Source organism: Marinomonas communis, assembly GCF_004363305.1.
Classification (GTDB): Bacteria; Pseudomonadota; Gammaproteobacteria; order Pseudomonadales; family Marinomonadaceae; genus Marinomonas; species Marinomonas communis.
The window spans coordinates 108,838-125,239 of the sequence record NZ_SNZA01000007.1 but is presented as its reverse complement, the minus strand read 5'-3'; the positions used below and the strand labels follow the sequence as shown (position 1 = coordinate 125,239).

The window sequence follows — 16,402 nt, the reverse complement described above, 5'->3', positions numbered from 1 at the left end:
TTTGAACTCACTCTACATATTCAGGAACACCTGCAATGAGTAAACGTGATTATTATGAAGTACTTGGTGTTGCCAAGGATGCGGACAAAAAGGACATTAAAAAGGCCTACCGCTCGTTAGCGAACAAGTACCATCCGGATAAGAACCCGGATAATCCAGAAGCGCTGGATAAATTCAAAGAGATTGCCGAGGCGTACGAAATTCTTTCTTCAGAAGATAAGCGTGCAGCCTACGACCGTTTCGGTCATGAAGGCGTAAGTGGTCAAGGCGGTCATGGTGGCTTTGGCGGCGGTGCTGGCGGTTTCAGCGATATCTTTGGTGATGTGTTTGGCGATATTTTTGGCGGCGGTGGTGGCGGTGGTCAAAGCCGTACTCGTCGTGGATCAGACCTACGCTACACCCTGGAACTGGATCTTGAGCAGGCAGTTTGGGGTTGTGAAGAGAAAATTCGCATTCCAACTGCGGTAGAGTGTGATAAGTGTGAAGGTTCTGGTGCCAAGCCTGGTACTAAGCCAACGACTTGTCCAACTTGTAACGGTGCTGGACAAGTTCGTATGTCGCAGGGCTTTTTCTCTGTGCAGCAGACGTGTCCTCAGTGTCATGGTCAAGGTCAGATCATTTCTGACCCATGTAATTCTTGTCATGGCCAAGGCCGTAAGCAAGAGTACAAGACGCTTAATGTTAAGATCCCTGCGGGTGTTGATACCGGCGACCGTATTCGTCTGTCAGGCGAGGGTGAAGCAGGAACGTTTGGTGGTCCTTCGGGCGATCTGTTTGTTCAGGTGTCGGTGAAACCTCACGCGATATTTGAGCGTGATGGTGCGAACCTTTATTGTGAAGTGCCAATTAGCTTTGCAACGGCGGCGTTGGGTGGCGAAATCGATGTGCCAACACTTGATGGTCGTGTGCGTCTAAAAGTCACGCCTGAATGTCAGACAGGTAAACTGTTCCGTTTACGCAACAAAGGTGTGAAGCCTGTTCGTGGTGGTCCAGTGGGTGATCTGATTTGTAAGGTGGTGGTGGAAACGCCTGTAAACCTAACCGATCGTCAAAAAGAACTGTTAGAAGAGTTTGCGGAAACTATGGGTGAGAACTCAGAGCATTCACCTAAGCAGAAAAGCTGGTTTGACGGCGTGAAGCGATTCTTCGAAGACATTAAAAAGTGATGCAAATCGCTATTTAAAACAAAGGAGCCAATTGGCTCCTTTGTTATTTTAGTAGATGTTCAATATATTGACGCAGCAGATTGGCGGCGTTGGTAAAGCTATTATTGTTAGGGATGATGAAATCTGCTTTATTGCGAATCTCAATGGTTTTAAGAGAGGCTTGGCGTACGTGTCGCATGTAGCGGCTAGTTACCTCATTAACATTACGCCCACGTTCCGCAATATCGCGCTTTAGGCGACGTACAATGGCTATGTCCATATCTGTATCCACATAAAGCAAGTAGTCCACAGCATCGCGGATGCCAGGGTCTTGGAACATCATATGGCCTTCAACCAATACCACTTTGGAAGGCTCCAGATTACGATAGCCGACTCGTTTGTGTTGCGAATGATCGTAAACGGGGATCTCATTTGGCTGTTGTTGGTTTTTACAGTTATGGATGGCTAGGGTGATGCTTTCTAAATCTAGCGAGTTTAAATCATCGAAATTGTAGACGTCCGGGTCGATGTTGCCGCAGCCTTTGTAGAAACTATCCTGACAAATAACGGTCAACTTATCTCCTAAGCCTTCTGCTAACAGTGAGCATAGGCGGCTTTTACCGCTACCTGAAATACCGGTGATGCCGATTACGAGTGCCATGGGCTACCTCAAAATAGAAAAATGAATTTGCATTGCTGAGTGGAAGAATTAGGCTTTAGTTTAACAGAGAAGTGTTAAAATCGCTTCCTGACTTATTGGTTAACATAATGAAGATTGAGATTTTCATGTGGAATAAATGCTTAAACACATTCTCTTTGATTTTACTGACCTTGTTGCTATCTGCTCCTGCTTCGGCAAATGATGAGCCAGAGGCATCTGAGCCAATAGATGAGCCAGTGGTCTACTCTTCAGGGGCGGAACTATTTGGTATACCGTTTAACGATTTATCGAAAGAAAAGTTTGAAGAGCATTTGGCAAAAATTGGTTTAGAGCCTTACCCTTCCTACCGAGAAGGCATTGCCAACTATAGTCTCGGTGCGTCTGGTATTTTAGGTATCAAAGAGCTAACAGTTATTTATAACCGTTACCAATATGTTGAGCGAGCCACGATGTCTGGTGTTGTTGAGAGTGCAGAGCTACGCGCTAAACTTGGTCACTTGTTGGAAGGAAAATACGGTCCTCCATCAATTGGTTTTGTGCGTGATGGTTATGGGCGTGCTCGATGGATGCTGTCAGATGGTACTGAGATTGAGTTGCGTAATACTACCTTTGATGTATCAGTGAGCTACATTGACCGCGTTCCAAGACGTGCTTCGGCTTCAGGTCGTATAGACGTCGAGGCTTTGCTACGTAGGAGCCAATAACTCTATGGGTATTCTACAAGACATTAACATGGTGTTTGTTCGCCTGATGCAGCCTTACCTTTCTGATATTGCATTGGCTCTTATGGCCACCAGTTTGGTGATCTTGGGTGATTGGCTTAATCGGACCTTAAAGCGCTCTGTGGCGAGCTGGTGGTTTGTGGCGCGTATTGCTGCCTTTGTTCTGATGTGTACTTTTGGTTATGGCCTGCTTACGCTCTGGGGACAGCCCTTTATTTACCGAGTGTTAAGTATGACGGATCCTGTGTGGCGACCGGCTTTAGTTTTGGTTTGTTTCAGCTTGCTGGGGATTATCGCCGAGAGAAAACGTTATTTATAAAAAAAAATTAAGAAAGTTTCCTTCTTTTTCTGTAGTGAAATTACGTAACTTTATTAGAAAAAGTGCCGTGATTTTACTGCAATCATCATAATGTCGTTATTTATTTACGCACCTCTTATTCTTACGTTGTTTTCATAAAATAATGCTCTAAAGTACCGTTTTTAAAGGTTTTTTGTTGCCTTGTTACAATTTGTTTTTGCCTCGATGAATGGGTAGACTGCGCCCAAATTGTCGCAAAACGTTTGTATTTCTCGGGGGCAGATAAATGACAAACACTTGGTTTGAAACGGTTTCCAAAGTTGAATCAATGATTCCGCTATTGGGTAAGCTAGGTCGTGAGCAGTCAGTTAAAGTTCAGCTTGCTGGACAAACTTTGATGTCAGATTCTGTTACTGGACTGGTAGCACTGTTTGATCAATATCCAGCAGTAGACCTAGCTCGTGTGTATCAAGTGTTAGAACAATTGATCGCAAACAAAACATCTAATGCAGTTGTTGAGCTTGAAGAAGCATTGGCTGATGCGGACATCGCATCGCTAGCAAGCTTTGCTCAAGCGGGTTCTACAACACCGGTTGTTTTATACGGTTTCGGTCGTATTGGTCGCTTGCTTGCACGTCGCATGTGTACGCTTGGTCATACCACTCCAGGTATGAATTTGGCTGCTATCGTTGTTCGAAAAGCTGGTGATAATGACTTGGCTAAACGCGCTAGTCTGCTTAAGTTCGATTCTGTTCACGGTACTTACGAAGGTGTTGTTAAAGCAGATGCTGAGAATGAGCAACTGATTATCAACGGCCAGCCAGTCAAGATTATTTACTCATCTGACCCAAGTGAAGTGGATTACACTGTCTACGGCATCAACAATGCTTTGCTAGTAGATAACACTGGTCGCTGGCGTGATCATGATGGACTGAGTGTCCATCTAGCTCGTCCAGGTATTGACCGTGTTGTTTTGACAGCGCCAGGTAAGCAAATGAAGAATATTGTGTTTGGCGTTAACGATTCGGATATTGAGTCAAGCGATCAAATCCTTTCGGCAGCGTCTTGTACAACGAATGCGATCACTCCGATTCTTTCTGTTCTTGAAGAGAAATACGGTATCGAATCTGGTCACGTTGAAACAGTACACGCATACACGAATGATCAGAACCTAATCGATAATGTTCATAAAGGCGATCGTCGTGGTCGTGCTGCAGCCATGAACATGGTAATGACAGAAACGGGCGCAGCGAAAGCGGTTTCTAAAGCGATTCCTTCTCTTGAAGGCAAGCTAAGTGGCAGTGCGATTCGTGTTCCTGTTATCAACGTCTCTATCGCGGTTCTAAGTTTGAACTTGAAAGCGGAAACGTCAGTTGAAGAAATTAACGAAGTACTGAAGAAAGCCTCTGCAAGCGCTGCGTTAGCTGGCCAAATTGGCTTCAGCGCAGAAGCTGATGCGGTAAGCTCTGACTTCATCGGTAGTGAGCAAGCAGGTATTTTGGACTCCCTATCAACAAAAGTACGTGGTAACCAAGCGACTCTTTACGTTTGGTACGACAACGAATATGGCTACAGCTGCCAAGTCGTGCGTCTAATGGAAAAATTAGCGCAGATGGCACTGGCTGATAGCAACGCTGTAGAGACTGCAGCGGCGTAATGACCGGACACATTTAAGCATGTGTGTTAGTTCGGCGACCTTCGGGTCGCCGTTTTTTTTGCCTAAAAATAATGCGTTTTTGTTTGTCTTGAGTGTCTAGCTAAGTTTAGACAAAAAAATCGGGCACAAGGCCCGATAAATGTAACTAGCAGTTGATGTGATGTGGCGCTCACCAACATCACGACTAATGCATGGCTGTGGGGGCATGCATTAGAGGTTGGCATCCAATCATGATTGATGCCAGGTTAAGGAAGCAGTACTACCAAAACATGGTGCTTATTCTAGCTATTGAGCGTTGCACGACAAACGATATAAACTTGTGTTTTGGATTAAATTATCTAATGCTAAAAACCTATGAATAAAGCCTCTCTTCCTTTTCTGCATACGTTTGTTGTGGCTGCTAAGCATTTAAGCTTTACCAAAGCTGCACAAGAGCTATTTTTAACCCAAGGAGCGGTTAGCCAGCAGATTCGCTTACTCGAGCAGCGGCTAGGTTTTACTTTGTTTGTACGTTTTCATCGACGCTTGGAACTGACGCCTATGGGGGCTCGTCTGGCCATGCATCTTAGACATATGTTTTCAGATCTAGATGGTCTGATTGAAGAGTTAAGAGAGGAGCGAGATTCAAATATTATAACCTTGTCTGTGATGCCGTCTTTTGCAACACGCTGGTTAATGCCACGCTTGGGTCGATTACAGGAGCGCCATCCTAGCCTTCAGCTGCGTATTCAAGCAAATGATCGTGAGGTGAATTTCACTCGAGATAGAATTGATGCAGCCATTGTCCACAGTCATTTACATTCTGGAAGTGCTTACAGTGTGCCGCTGCTTACGGATCGGGTGTTTCCTGTCTGTAGTCCGCTTTTTGCAGAACAGAATGCCCTAACGTCTCCTCAAGATTTGGTTCGAGTACCACTTATTAATGATGATTCAGAGTGGCGCTTCTTTAGCCCTTATGCAGAGTGGGAGGCATGGTTGGCCATGGCGAAAGTCAAAGGTGCACGTCCGAGTCGTGCAATGAGCTTTAACCGTGGAGATTTGGCCGTTCAAGCGGCATTGTCTGGGCAAGGGGTTGCTCTAGGGCGGACGCCTCTTGTGATGGATGATATTAGAGAAGGGCGTTTATTGAAGCCATTCGATCAGGTTTACGATAATGGTCATGTGTATTTATTTGCGTGTCCTAATGAGTTTCGAGACAGAGAGCCTATTCAACAAGTGCTGAGCTGGTTGATTGATGAGTGTCGCTTGTACTCTATAGAAGAGTCTTTGTCATGACAGCAGTAGCTTGATGGACAATGCAATACACATAACAATCACCAGCGGCCTAATTAACGTGTTGCCTCTGGTGATCACTAATCGTGACCCTATCTGAGCGCCAAACCATTGGCCGGCTCCCATTGCGATCCCTACTCCCCAAAGCACATGCCCACTGAAGCTAAAAACAATCAGTGATGCGACATTGCTGGTAGCGTTTAGCACTTTGGTGTGGGCGGTTGCCGCAATTAAGGAGTAGCCCATGAGGCAGATGAAGGCGGTCGAAAAGAATGCCCCTGTCCCTGGGCCAATGAGACCATCGTAAAAACCAATACTAAAACCAGCAAATACAGCAAAATAAAGCATATCGATGCGTACAAGCTTGGCGATCCAAGGTTGAAGTTTGGGTAATGCAAAAAAGAATGCCGCAACAAAAATCAGCACAGCTGGAATGATTTTAATGAGTGCGCTGCCATCGATATAAGAGACCAATAATGTACCTGACAAACTGCCTAGTGCTGTCATGAGAATAGCGAGGCGCATATCGTGCAGGGATACCTGCCTTGTTTTAATGAAATGATATGAGGCGGAAAGTGTGCCGGCGCAGCCTTGAAGCTTATTAGTGGCAAGAGCTTCAACGGGGGGTATGCCAACTGCAATTAAGACTGGAACGGTGATGAGGCCTCCGCCACCTGCCAAAGCATCAATGATCCCAGCGATAAAAGCAGTAAGTATCAATGCAAAGAGTGCCCACAGTGGCAAATCTGAAAACCATTCCAATGTCTGCTCCTTGCAAATAGTCATAGCCTTAAAGTGCAATCTTACAGTATGTTATGAAATGGAGGCGAGCAAAGTGGTGTTCAAAACGTTAAGTTACGTTTTTAAACGCATATTTGCTTGAGCTTGTGGTCGTAACTGGCTAACTTTTAATACTGATACGAGCAAATATTGAAGGATTTTATTGATGGCTAAACAATACGCAGAAGTGCATCAAGATGATTTTATGAAGTTTGGTGGCGAGCGCCCAAGTTACTTGGATATTGAAGATGAGCTGTTAGCGCTAGGTGGCCATGGGGTATCTGGTAATGCTTTTAAAAAAGAAGCGCTAAAAATGGCGGGTTGGACGGGCGGAGCCCTAACAACTTATGCTCAGCGCCCAGTTGTGGCAGCGAGTGCATTCAATAAAATTCGTGAAGGTCTGGCGAAAGTAAAAAGTGCTGATGAGCTAAAGGCTTTCTTGAAGGGGTAATGATTAAGGTTTTGGTTGGTGTATTGCGCAGTGACAATACACCAACTTTATGAGCTTATTTGCGCTCAGCATCAGCGACTTCGCGAATACCGTATTCTTCGTCTAAGATTTTTCCGATCACATTCTCACCAGCCAGGTGATGCGCATATTGCATGTGCAAGCAGCGGATCTGATCCCAGTTTTTGATTCCGCCGATACCGAGTGTTTCAAACAAGTGTGTGAAACCCTTTTCTTCAATGATGTTTTTATGCTCATCGCTCATAGCGTCCCAGCGGCGGCGAACATAATCTTCATGGGACTTATGGTAGGCAGCACGTAGTTCTTCATCATCACGGATACGTTGTTCCAGTTCTTTCACAACGCCTTGGCTTTCGATGCGCGCAAGCGCTTTGTCTATGGCACTGCTTGATAGCCAATAAAGTGTTGGGAAAGGTTGGTCAAACACCCAAGTTTCCATTTCAAGCACCTGAGGAACGCCATCTGGAGAATAGTGTGCGACGCGTCGAATACCACTTGGGGTACGACCAAGTTGCTGTGTAATGATGTCTACATCAGCTTGAGAAAGAGGTTTTGTCATGAGGGATAAAATTACAGAGTAAATGCTGGGAAGTTAGCAGCAAATTGCTGAATCCATTCGGCTGCGGCTTCGTTATAGTTAAGGCGTCGACCTTGGTTTTTCGCCTGTCGACGATAATGTTCTATCTGAGATAACTGCTCGACCATTCTCACACAGTAACAATCATCATTGTTCGGGAACTCAATAGCGATACGATATTCGTCCTGTTCCTTATCACACCAAGCGATACGCCCTGTGACACAGAAGTGCGGATCTATCTCTTGCAGAGTTATCCGGACGCAAGATCCCGCTTGATAAGCAAGGGGTGCTAAATAGGTAATACCTACAAAGCCCAGTCTGTCTGCTTCTACAAGAGGAAAGCACTGGTCCTCAACGACTGTTATGTCGAGAGGTAGGTCTTTCGGATGTGCAACAAATTCCATCGCAACAAGCCAATTATCGTTCAGTTAGTCAGTTTATCGGCTGGAAAGCCAGATGGTTTAAAATAGAAGCGAATTGTACGCTTTTTACTCTGACTGTACAGACGAAATTTAGGATAAATTTCTTGCAACACATAATTTTTCGCTATCGTAATGTTGAGAGTCTGCAAATTGCTGTCCTATCTTTAAACATCGTTATGAAAGCACTTTTTACATCGGAAACAAAGTGTGAGTGAGCTCTTTGTTTTTATGCATAAATCAAACCAAAAAGCTCAAATCCTAAGGGAGTGATGTTCTAAGCTGGAACAAAGCTTGCAACTTCATTGGAAAGCAGGCACCTTTTTATTAAAAGGTTGTTTAATAAACGAGTCGGTCGCGAAAAGGCTAAAACGGGAGGCGTTTATGTCGCTATCAGTCGTACAAAGAGTATTGCTAGGTTTTGTGTTGTTGCTGTTGTTGCTCTTTGTAGTGGCGGGAGCTGGGGTTGGCGGCCTAAATTCGGTGCAAACTCGCATTGATACCGTCACAGGGGAAATTGCGAATATCTCAGATCAAAGTGCTGAAGTTAGTGGTGCCTTGGCTCAGAGTAGCAGTGCGGTACTGCAATACCTTGTGGCTTCAAGTGATAGCGGTTTAGAAAGCGCTAACGCTCAGTATCAACAAGAGCAAGCGCATTTCGGCCGAGTTGCGCAATTGCTTAAGCAAAATGTGGTGGATTACCCTGATATCTTCGCAACGGTTCAAACGATTGAAGAGCAGTCAATTGCTTTCTTTGAACTCGCTGAGCAAGCCATCGGCGATCATAACCGGATGGTTGAACTCAACCAGATTATGCCGGATAAAAAACTAGACCTAAAAGATGCTTTGACGTTTGCTATCGATGATTTGGATGCCATCACTAATTATCCAGACTCAGATGAGCAAGCGTTCGCCGCTGGTTTGGCGAAAACACAGATGGAGAGCTTGCTGTTATTGGTGGGTGACTATTTTGACTCAACGGGCTTGAAGTCTTTATCCGGCATTCGAAAAGAAATGGGGAAAGCATTTGCCCCTGTCGATAAGGTAATAGGCAAACTAGGAGATGAAAGCATGTCTGAGGCGATCGCTGAGATACGTGCTGCGGTTGAGGCTGATGATGGCGTGATTTCAAATTATTATGAATTCCGAACCATTCAGTTGGATTCTGAAGTGGCTGCGGCGGCTCTTTCAGAAGGTCTTGCCGCGATGCAAACTCAGCAGAATGAATTGATTACTCGTGTTCGTGAATTACGTGAGCAGGCGAAAAATAATGCTTTGGATGCATCCAATAGCGCTAAGTACATTTCTTATCTGGTGGTTGCCGTCTCTGTGCTTTTGGCGGTAATTATTGCCTACTGGGTTAGCTTGAGTATTCGTAAGCCGCTAGCGAACATCATGTCTGTCCTGAATAAAATTGCCGAAAAAGATTTCAGCCAGAAGGTGTCCGTGTCGAGTAAAGATGAGTTCGGACAACTTTCACAATGGGTGAACGCCTTAGTAGAGCAGCTAAATGCTGTTATTAAGCAAATAGACAGCGCCTCAACTCAGGTTGTGTCATCTGCGGAGCAAGTCTACCAGTCAACATCAAACACTCAGTCGGTAATGCAATCGCAGAATGATAAGACCACTGAGGTGGCTGCAGCCATGGATCAAATGTCGGCAACAGTGCGAGAAGTTTCGCACCATGCTGAGGTGACACTTGAGAAGGTGCAACAGGTTGATCAAAGCGCAGCCAGCAGTTCTGAGCGTATGTCGGCGAATATCACGCAGGTCGAGCAGTTGGTTGCCCAATTGGAGTCCTCCGCTCAAGTTGTGCAGCAGGTGGATCAGTACTCGCAGAATATTGGAACTATCTTAGAAGTGATTCAGGATATTGCTGAGCAAACAAATTTACTGGCTCTGAATGCGGCAATCGAAGCTGCGAGAGCGGGGGAGCAGGGAAGAGGTTTTGCGGTAGTGGCTGATGAAGTTCGAACGCTGGCTAACAGAACCCATACCTCAACTGAAGAAATTCAACGTGTTATTAGTGAGCTTCAAAGCGGCGTTAAAGCAACGGTTTCCTCCATGGATCAAAGTTGTCAGTTTGCTCAAAACAGCATGCATGAGGCGCAAAGTGTGGGGGCGGTACTGCAAGATTTAAGGCAGTTTGTGGTCGAAATTCGAGAGTTAAGCGTGCAGATTGCTACGTCAGCGGAGCAGCAGGCTGGCGTGGCACAGGATATCAATCAGAGTATTCATGAAATATCGAATCGTTCTCAAGAGGCGATGGAGGATGCTCATGCCAGTCAAGAAAGCTGTCAGCAAATGAATGAATTGGCGCAGCGACAGCGTAAGTTGGTGGGGCAATTTCGAACGGCCTAAGTCGCAGAGTTTTAAAAATCACGCTATGATGCTTATCCGAGAATCAATTGGAGTACGAGCATGAGTGTGCAAATTGGTGATATGTTGCCATATGGTTCCTTCTTGGTAATGGGGGAAAATGGTCCACAAGAAGTGAATGTCACTGAATTCTTTGCAGATAAAACGGTCATTTTATTTGCTGTGCCAGGTGCTTTTACGCCGACCTGCAGTGCGAGGCACTTACCAGGCTACGTCGAACACTATCAAGCATTCAAAGAGCAGGGTGTTGATGACATTGTCTGCTTGTCTGTAAACGATGTGTTCGTTATGAATGCGTGGGGGCAAGCTCATGGTGCGGGTAACATCGTTATGGCTGCGGACAATTCGGCCGAGCTAACCACGGCTTTAGGCTTAGAATTGGAAATAGCCACGGCACAAATGGGACTTAGAAGTCGCCGTTATGCTATGTTGGTGATCAACGGCGTGATTCAGCAGCTCTGGTTAGAAGAGCCTGGAGAGTTTGGAATCAGCTCAGCTGAACATGTGTTAGAGCAAGTTTCATAGCTAAGAAAGAATAAGAGAAGGTCGCCATTATGGCGGCCTTTTTTGTGCTTGTGACGGCTGATTTGTTTGGGGATTTAAGAATTTTGCAAATTAGACGCGATCTAGGAAACACATAAATCTACTTGCTTTTTTATTGTCTAGGCGCAATATACTTATAAGACAAGCACATAGAAAAAGGAGGGCGATCCATGACATATAGCGATCGCGTTGATGCGCTGGTATCACCAAAAGGCGCATTAGAAATGTTGTCACAGGAAGAAATTACTCGCATGTCGGAAGACAGTGGTGATTTACATGAGTTGTTTCGTCGCTGTGCCTTGGCCATCTTAAATTGTGGCAGTGATTCTGATGATCCATCAGAAATTATGTCAGTGTTTAAAGACTTTGAAATTCGCATCATTCAACAAGAGCGTGGTGTAAAGCTTCAGTTGAGCAATGCACCAAGTAGCGCTTTTGTTGACGGCAAAATGATCAGTAGCGTACGAGAGATGCTATTCAGTGTGCTGCGAGACATTATTTTTACTTATCACGAATACAACGTTGCTCGTGGCCTCAATGACGCAAGCTCAGACAAAATAACCAATGTGGTGTTTGAGCTGCTTCGTAATGCTAATGTGTTTCGCCGTATCCAAACACCCGATATGGTGGTGTGCTGGGGTGGACACTCTATTGCCCGCTATGAATACGACTACACTAAACAAGTAGGGCATGAGTTAGGGCTGCGTGAACTGAACATTTGTACGGGCTGTGGTCCTGGTGCTATGAAAGGGCCTATGAAGGGAGCCGCTATTGCTCACGCTAAACAGCGTATCCAAAATGGCGTATACCTAGGTTTAACTGAGCCGGGAATCATTGCCGCCGAATCACCTAACCCTATTGTGAATCAGCTGGTTATCATGCCAGATATCGAAAAGCGACTTGAGGCGTTTGTTCGAACTGGGCATGGCATCGTTGTCTTCCCTGGTGGCGCTGGAACCGCTGAAGAAATTCTCTATATTTTAGGTATCTTATTGCACCCTAAAAATGCAGAGATGCCATTCCCATTAGTCTTTACTGGGCCCAAGGAAAGTGCACCTTACTTTGAGCAGATTAATGAATTCATTGGTTCTGTTTTAGGCGAGAAGGCGCAAGCGAAATATCAAATTATTATTGATGATGCCGTTGAAGTGGCGCGAGTAATGAAGGAAGGGATGGAGTCTGTACGCCTATATCGTAAGGCGCATCAAGATGCCTTCTATTACAACTGGAAGTTGCATATCCCCGACGAATTTCAACGTACATTTGAGCCGACACATGAAAATGTGAAGGGATTGAATTTGTTTTATGGTCAAGATACGCACTTGCTCGCTGCGGACCTGCGTCGTGCCTTTTCAGCTATTGTTGCTGGGAATGTGAAACCACAGGGTGTTGCCAGCATTAAAGAATTTGGGCCATTTGAAATACACGGTGACAAGGAGCTGATGAAGAAGCTCGATGCTTTGCTAGAAGCGTTTGTCACTCAGCAGCGTATGAAGTTACCAGGCACGGCTTATGAGCCTTGTTATAAGGTGATTACTGATTAAATATGTCTGAAAGGATTGGCAAAAAGCCGTGCTAGTGATTGCTAGCACGGCTTTTTAGTTTTGAGACAGTCTCTGTGTTGCTACTGGGGTGTGTTTGCTTGAATTTGACGGAGTAGCTGATGGATAAAGCCAAGCTTTTCTCTTACCTTCGGCACTAATACAAACGGATAGAGATCTGGTTGTCCCATGCTTCGGTTTAAACAGTTGGCTGCGAAAGTCAATGGAAGGTACTCGTTAAGGAGGTCTTCAAAGTTATCGTGTATATAAGGGTCTAAAGAAGCGCTTGCTGTTAGTTGGCTATGTTGAGGCAAGGGTGGGCGAGTGCTAAGGCCAAAGTAATAAGCGGTTTCCAGAGTATCTAATATATGTAAATAGTGCGCCCAAGTTTCCGCCCAATCTTCCCAAGGGTGGGATGAGGCATAGGAGCTGATGAATTCATTTTGCCATTCAAGGTTAGGGGTGGCGTAATGGCTTGAAAGTGCTTCAGCGTAATTGCGTTGCTCGTCGCCAAACAGTGCTCTAAATGAGGTCAAATAAGTAGGTTGATCGGCAATCAGCTGATCCCAATAGTAATGGCCAATTTCGTGTCGAAAGTGCCCAATGACAGTGCGGTACGATTCATTCATGTCCTTGCGCATCTGTTCTCTATCAACGCTATCGGCTTCGACTGCATTAATTGTCACCTGGCCTTGTGCGTGACCAGTTGAAGTCTGAGCACCTTCAGGGATCACGTTTTCTTCAGAAATAAAATCAAAAGATAAGCCATCATCTGGGTCTTGTTTCTTGTTCACAATAGGTAGATTGAGGCGGCGCAAAGCATACACCAGCTGATGTTTTGCCTGCTCCAGCGTTTGCCAAGCTTGTTGCTCCTCGATGCCTGAAAGGTTAGGGATGTGTCGATTCAGATCGCACGCATCACACAGTGTGTCTGGGGTAGAGACTAGCCAGTTACAGACGTTATGAGCATGATTGGAGCAGTGAAACCAAACCGTGTTGTCTGGTGAAGGTTGTTGATTCGAGTAGACGTTGAAACCTTGTTCCAATGGTGTCAGCGCTGTTAGCTCTAATGTATCGGAGTGGAACCCTAAAGGGGATTGGCAACTCTCGCATTGAGTGTTTTCAAAAAGTAGTGCTTGTCCACATTGTTGGCAACTGAATAGCTTCATGATCCTATGTGCCTCTCTATGCTTTGAAATCCATCTGGCTTATAAACTCAACGTGCTCAAGTATCAGTTGGCCTGAAATACTGGTGGCGTTGGGGGTTGTTGGTAATGCATCTATTGGGTACCAGCCTGCTTCCGCGATCTCATCAGGTGCTGGTACGATATCTCCATGATCATATTCGGCGAAAAAGCCCACCATAAGTTGATGGGGGAATGACCAAGGTTGGCTGCCTCGATATTGAATGTTCTTAATATGAATTCCCACTTCCTCAAGCACTTCTCGATGCACGGCTTCCTCTAATGTTTCACCCGCTTCAACAAACCCTGCAATGTTGCTCATTCGGCCTGATGGCATGTTAAATGAGCGTGCGAGCAATATAGAATTTTCCTTTCTTACAGAGACAATGATGCAGGGGGAGATGCGTGGATAGTGCCTAATGTGGCACTTGTTGCAGAGCTTTGCGTGTTCTTTCTCATGCTTTTTGGTAAGCGTTGAGCCGCAGCGGCCACAGAATTGGTGGTCCAAATCCCATGTTGCCAGTTGGTGAGCTCTGCTTAAAAGCCCAAAGTAGTAGGCATCTGATTCATAAAGAACATCACGTAACCCTTTCTCTGTATAGCCTTTAGGGGGAGAGGGGAAATGGCATACGAATACATCTTCCCCTTCAAATTGGCCAATATAAACGCTGCGCATTTCTGGTGTCGGGTGAAAGTCTTTCAGGGAAAAAAGAAAGCCCGAGTCATGTGTTAGTACGCTGTGCTTGGTGACTAGTATGTATCGTGCCATAGCATGTGGGGATGGGTGAGTGCTTGTGCCAATTTCAACCATGAAAAAACTCATCATTCTTTAGTGTATATGTGATTAAGCTACTCTCTCCAATGGTTGTATGCAATTGTCCAGCAGAGCCTTTTTGCATGTTTATCTGCTCCCTTTCCCGTACAATGTGATGACATGTAAAGAATGATGAAAGGGTTTTTATGAAATTGCTGCCTGCTGCGCTTTTAAGTGCTTGCTGTGTAACTGGGGCTGCTCATGCACAAGAGTATTTACCGATTTTGCAGTATCACCATGTAGATGCTTCAACACCTCGCTCAACATCCGTGTCACCTGAAGAATTTAAGCAGCACATGGACTATTTGAAGGAGGCCGGTTATCAGGTGCTTGATTTGGCAACCGCTTTACAGAGTATTCGTTCTGATCAGCCTCTACCTGATAAAGCTGTTGCCATAACGTTTGATGATGCCTATTTAAATATTTACGAAAATGGCTTCCCGATCCTTAAAGAGCATGGCTTTCCGTTTACCGTATTCATTAATACCGGCCCAATTGAACGAGGTCATCGTAGCTTTCTGACCTGGTCTCAAATGGAGGAAATGCAAAAGTCTGGTGGTGTGTTCGCGAATCACACGGTGAGCCATCCTTACATGCTTCGTTTGGAAGAGGGTGAGACAGTAGATCAGTGGGAGCAGCGGATTCAACAAGAGGTATCTGATGTTGAATCTTTGCTATCGTCAAAGCTTGGTTCTACTCCGAAGATGATTGCTTATCCTTATGGCGAATCCAATGAGGTGGTGCGTAACCTTATTAGGGATCAAGATATGGTTGGTTTTGGTCAACAGTCAGGGGTGGTTAGCAAGGATTCGGATTTTGCCAATTTACCTCGCTTTCCGGCTGCAGGGCCTTATGCAGAGCTTTCTTCTTTGAAAGTGAAATTGCGCGCTAAGCCAATGCCGCTTAATGCAATAGAGAATGGCGGTGATTTTGCTAATGAGCAGCCAGTTAAAATGACGCTTACTTTAAAAGAAGGACGCTATCGTAAGTATGACTTAAATTGTTATGTAGCAGGACAAGGCAAAGCATCGCTTAATTGGGTGGATGATAATGTGGTCGTTGTTGAAGCTGAGCGAGCATTTCCTGTAGGAAGAGGGCGCATCAATTGTACGATGCCTGATCAGTCCGGAAGGCATTATTACTGGTTCTCAAACGTTTGGATTCGAACGGCCTCCGAACAGCGGTATGTAACGGATTAATTTAAAAAAAGTTAAAAAAATAGTTGCACTGAAATTTAGAATCCGTAATATACACCTCGCTCGCAACGGAGGGGTGGCAGAGCGGTTGAATGCACCGGTCTTGAAAACCGGCGAAGGTTAATAGCCTTCCGAGAGTTCGAATCTCTCCTCCTCCGCCATTTCTTTTAAAGATTTGGTTTTAAGTGAGTTGAAAATTAGTTGTTCCCTGATAGCTCAGTTGGTAGAGCAAACGACTGTTAATCGTTAGGTCACTGGTTCGAGTCCAGTTCAGGGAGCCATTCGGAGTATAGCGCAGTCTGGTAGCGCGCCTGCTTTGGGAGCAGGATGTCGGGGGTTCGAATCCCTCTACTCCGACCACTAATTTTAAATCAATGGTAATGGTGGGCGTAGCTCAGTTGGTAGAGCTATGGATTGTGATTCCATCGGTCGTGGGTTCGAGCCCCATCGTCCACCCCATTGCCTCATAGTTGGGTCGTTAGCTCAGTTGGTAGAGCAGTTGACTTTTAATCAATTGGTCACTGGTTCGAATCCAGTACGACCCACCAACTATGTATTTTACAGAATTTATATTTCTGTTTTCTGACATTCCCTGATAGCTCAGTTGGTAGAGCAAACGACTGTTAATCGTTAGGTCACTGGTTCGAGTCCAGTTCAGGGAGCCATTCGGAGTATAGCGCAGTCTGGTAGCGCGCCTGCTTTGGGAGCAGGATGTCGGGGGTTCGAATCCCTCTACTCCGACCAA

General features: G+C 45.4%; 16 protein-coding genes and 7 tRNA genes. 17 read left to right on the top strand and 6 right to left on the bottom strand.

Features of this window, described 5'->3' with window-relative positions:
* Window positions 1-35 precede the first annotated feature (35 nt).
* Window positions 36-1,166 (top strand): molecular chaperone DnaJ, encoded by a 1,131-nt coding sequence (gene dnaJ / locus C8D85_RS17265; protein ID WP_133565090.1) that lies wholly within the window; start codon window positions 36-38, stop codon window positions 1,164-1,166.
* A 43-nt stretch (window positions 1,167-1,209) separates the two neighbouring features.
* On the opposite strand, the gene C8D85_RS17260 is transcribed toward dnaJ, so the two are convergent.
* The gene (locus C8D85_RS17260; RefSeq protein ID WP_133565088.1) at window positions 1,210-1,806 is read right to left on the bottom strand and encodes a uridine kinase family protein; all 597 of its coding nucleotides are present in this window, start codon (window positions 1,804-1,806) and stop codon (window positions 1,210-1,212) included.
* Window positions 1,807-1,931: 125 nt separating this feature from the next.
* Between C8D85_RS17260 and C8D85_RS17255 the strand changes: the two genes are divergently transcribed.
* The 4 genes from C8D85_RS17255 to C8D85_RS17240 all read left to right on the top strand — a co-directional run bounded on the left by C8D85_RS17255 (window position 1,932) and on the right by C8D85_RS17240 (window position 5,758).
* Window positions 1,932-2,510: a uridine kinase gene (locus tag C8D85_RS17255; RefSeq protein WP_133565087.1), complete on the top strand. Its 579-nt coding sequence runs from the start codon at window positions 1,932-1,934 to the stop codon at window positions 2,508-2,510.
* A 4-nt stretch (window positions 2,511-2,514) separates the two neighbouring features.
* Window positions 2,515-2,847 (top strand): DUF3392 family protein, encoded by a 333-nt coding sequence (locus tag C8D85_RS17250; protein WP_133565086.1) that lies wholly within the window; start codon window positions 2,515-2,517, stop codon window positions 2,845-2,847.
* Between the two features lie 265 nt (window positions 2,848-3,112).
* On the top strand, window positions 3,113-4,483 hold the full coding sequence (locus C8D85_RS17245; RefSeq protein ID WP_133565084.1) for a glyceraldehyde-3-phosphate dehydrogenase: 1,371 nt from the start codon (window positions 3,113-3,115) through the stop codon (window positions 4,481-4,483).
* Window positions 4,484-4,837: 354 nt separating this feature from the next.
* Window positions 4,838-5,758, top strand: a complete 921-nt coding sequence (locus C8D85_RS17240; RefSeq protein WP_133565083.1) for a LysR substrate-binding domain-containing protein — start codon at window positions 4,838-4,840, stop codon at window positions 5,756-5,758.
* On the opposite strand, the gene C8D85_RS17235 is transcribed toward C8D85_RS17240, so the two are convergent.
* Window positions 5,753-6,517: a TSUP family transporter gene (locus C8D85_RS17235; RefSeq protein WP_162847620.1), complete on the bottom strand. Its 765-nt coding sequence runs from the start codon at window positions 6,515-6,517 to the stop codon at window positions 5,753-5,755. The genes C8D85_RS17240 and C8D85_RS17235 overlap by 6 nt on opposite strands.
* Before the next feature lie 184 nt (window positions 6,518-6,701).
* On the opposite strand from C8D85_RS17235, the gene C8D85_RS17230 reads away from it, so the two are divergent.
* Window positions 6,702-6,986: a hypothetical protein gene (locus C8D85_RS17230; RefSeq protein ID WP_133565080.1), complete on the top strand. Its 285-nt coding sequence runs from the start codon at window positions 6,702-6,704 to the stop codon at window positions 6,984-6,986.
* 55 nt (window positions 6,987-7,041) lie between these two features.
* Here the strand turns inward: C8D85_RS17230 and C8D85_RS17225 are convergent, their stop codons facing one another.
* Together C8D85_RS17225 and C8D85_RS17220 are read right to left on the bottom strand one after the other, a co-directional pair.
* The gene (locus tag C8D85_RS17225; RefSeq protein WP_133565079.1) at window positions 7,042-7,563 is read right to left on the bottom strand and encodes a DUF501 domain-containing protein; all 522 of its coding nucleotides are present in this window, start codon (window positions 7,561-7,563) and stop codon (window positions 7,042-7,044) included.
* Window positions 7,564-7,574: 11 nt separating this feature from the next.
* Window positions 7,575-7,985 (bottom strand): PilZ domain-containing protein, encoded by a 411-nt coding sequence (locus C8D85_RS17220; protein WP_133565077.1) that lies wholly within the window; start codon window positions 7,983-7,985, stop codon window positions 7,575-7,577.
* 399 nt (window positions 7,986-8,384) lie between these two features.
* On the opposite strand from C8D85_RS17220, the gene C8D85_RS17215 reads away from it, so the two are divergent.
* The 3 genes from C8D85_RS17215 to ppnN all read left to right on the top strand — a co-directional run bounded on the left by C8D85_RS17215 (window position 8,385) and on the right by ppnN (window position 12,466).
* Window positions 8,385-10,361, top strand: coding sequence for a methyl-accepting chemotaxis protein (locus tag C8D85_RS17215; RefSeq protein WP_133565076.1), 1,977 nt, complete (start codon window positions 8,385-8,387; stop codon window positions 10,359-10,361).
* Between the two features lie 60 nt (window positions 10,362-10,421).
* Window positions 10,422-10,904, top strand: coding sequence for a peroxiredoxin (locus C8D85_RS17210; RefSeq protein ID WP_133565074.1), 483 nt, complete (start codon window positions 10,422-10,424; stop codon window positions 10,902-10,904).
* A 188-nt stretch (window positions 10,905-11,092) separates the two neighbouring features.
* Window positions 11,093-12,466, top strand: a complete 1,374-nt coding sequence (gene ppnN, locus C8D85_RS17205) for a nucleotide 5'-monophosphate nucleosidase PpnN (RefSeq protein ID WP_133565073.1) — start codon at window positions 11,093-11,095, stop codon at window positions 12,464-12,466.
* A gap of 80 nt (window positions 12,467-12,546) precedes the next feature.
* Here the strand turns inward: ppnN and C8D85_RS17200 are convergent, their stop codons facing one another.
* The gene (locus C8D85_RS17200) at window positions 12,547-13,632 is read right to left on the bottom strand and encodes a zinc-binding metallopeptidase family protein (RefSeq protein WP_133565071.1); all 1,086 of its coding nucleotides are present in this window, start codon (window positions 13,630-13,632) and stop codon (window positions 12,547-12,549) included.
* Window positions 13,633-13,648: 16 nt separating this feature from the next.
* Entirely contained in the window at window positions 13,649-14,458 is an 810-nt protein-coding gene (gene nudC / locus C8D85_RS17195; RefSeq protein WP_133565070.1) for an NAD(+) diphosphatase, read from the bottom strand.
* A 149-nt stretch (window positions 14,459-14,607) separates the two neighbouring features.
* Here nudC and C8D85_RS17190 point away from each other — a divergent pair, with 149 nt between their 5' ends.
* From C8D85_RS17190 to C8D85_RS17155, 8 genes are all read left to right on the top strand, one after another.
* The gene (locus C8D85_RS17190; protein ID WP_133565069.1) at window positions 14,608-15,660 is read left to right on the top strand and encodes a polysaccharide deacetylase family protein; all 1,053 of its coding nucleotides are present in this window, start codon (window positions 14,608-14,610) and stop codon (window positions 15,658-15,660) included.
* 67 nt (window positions 15,661-15,727) lie between these two features.
* Window positions 15,728-15,818: transfer RNA gene (locus C8D85_RS17185), tRNA-Ser, on the top strand.
* Window positions 15,819-15,862: 44 nt separating this feature from the next.
* Window positions 15,863-15,938, top strand: a tRNA-Asn gene (locus C8D85_RS17180).
* A gap of 2 nt (window positions 15,939-15,940) precedes the next feature.
* Window positions 15,941-16,017, top strand: a tRNA-Pro gene (locus tag C8D85_RS17175).
* Between the two features lie 23 nt (window positions 16,018-16,040).
* Window positions 16,041-16,116 (top strand) — tRNA-His (locus C8D85_RS17170).
* Between the two features lie 13 nt (window positions 16,117-16,129).
* A tRNA-Lys gene (locus tag C8D85_RS17165) sits at window positions 16,130-16,205 on the top strand.
* A 41-nt stretch (window positions 16,206-16,246) separates the two neighbouring features.
* Window positions 16,247-16,322: transfer RNA gene (locus C8D85_RS17160), tRNA-Asn, on the top strand.
* Between the two features lie 2 nt (window positions 16,323-16,324).
* Window positions 16,325-16,401: transfer RNA gene (locus tag C8D85_RS17155), tRNA-Pro, on the top strand.
* Window position 16,402: the final 1 nt, after the last annotated feature.

Bases quoted from the DNA above. Each gene is read 5' to 3' on its own strand.
- dnaJ (WP_133565090.1), top strand. From the start codon at position 36: ATGAGTAAACGTGATTATTATGAAGTACTTGGTGTTGCCAAGGATGCG.
- C8D85_RS17260 (WP_133565088.1), bottom strand. From the start codon at position 1,806: ATGGCACTCGTAATCGGCATCACCGGTATTTCAGGTAGCGGTAAAAGC.
- C8D85_RS17255 (WP_133565087.1), top strand. From the start codon at position 1,932: ATGTGGAATAAATGCTTAAACACATTCTCTTTGATTTTACTGACCTTG.
- C8D85_RS17250 (WP_133565086.1), top strand. From the start codon at position 2,515: ATGGGTATTCTACAAGACATTAACATGGTGTTTGTTCGCCTGATGCAG.
- C8D85_RS17245 (WP_133565084.1), top strand. From the start codon at position 3,113: ATGACAAACACTTGGTTTGAAACGGTTTCCAAAGTTGAATCAATGATT.
- C8D85_RS17240 (WP_133565083.1), top strand. From the start codon at position 4,838: ATGAATAAAGCCTCTCTTCCTTTTCTGCATACGTTTGTTGTGGCTGCT.
- C8D85_RS17230 (WP_133565080.1), top strand. From the start codon at position 6,702: ATGGCTAAACAATACGCAGAAGTGCATCAAGATGATTTTATGAAGTTT.
- C8D85_RS17225 (WP_133565079.1), bottom strand. From the start codon at position 7,563: ATGACAAAACCTCTTTCTCAAGCTGATGTAGACATCATTACACAGCAA.
- C8D85_RS17220 (WP_133565077.1), bottom strand. From the start codon at position 7,985: ATGGAATTTGTTGCACATCCGAAAGACCTACCTCTCGACATAACAGTC.
- C8D85_RS17215 (WP_133565076.1), top strand. From the start codon at position 8,385: ATGTCGCTATCAGTCGTACAAAGAGTATTGCTAGGTTTTGTGTTGTTG.
- C8D85_RS17210 (WP_133565074.1), top strand. From the start codon at position 10,422: ATGAGTGTGCAAATTGGTGATATGTTGCCATATGGTTCCTTCTTGGTA.
- ppnN (WP_133565073.1), top strand. From the start codon at position 11,093: ATGACATATAGCGATCGCGTTGATGCGCTGGTATCACCAAAAGGCGCA.
- C8D85_RS17200 (WP_133565071.1), bottom strand. From the start codon at position 13,632: ATGAAGCTATTCAGTTGCCAACAATGTGGACAAGCACTACTTTTTGAA.
- nudC (WP_133565070.1), bottom strand. From the start codon at position 14,458: ATGGTTGAAATTGGCACAAGCACTCACCCATCCCCACATGCTATGGCA.
- C8D85_RS17190 (WP_133565069.1), top strand. From the start codon at position 14,608: ATGAAATTGCTGCCTGCTGCGCTTTTAAGTGCTTGCTGTGTAACTGGG.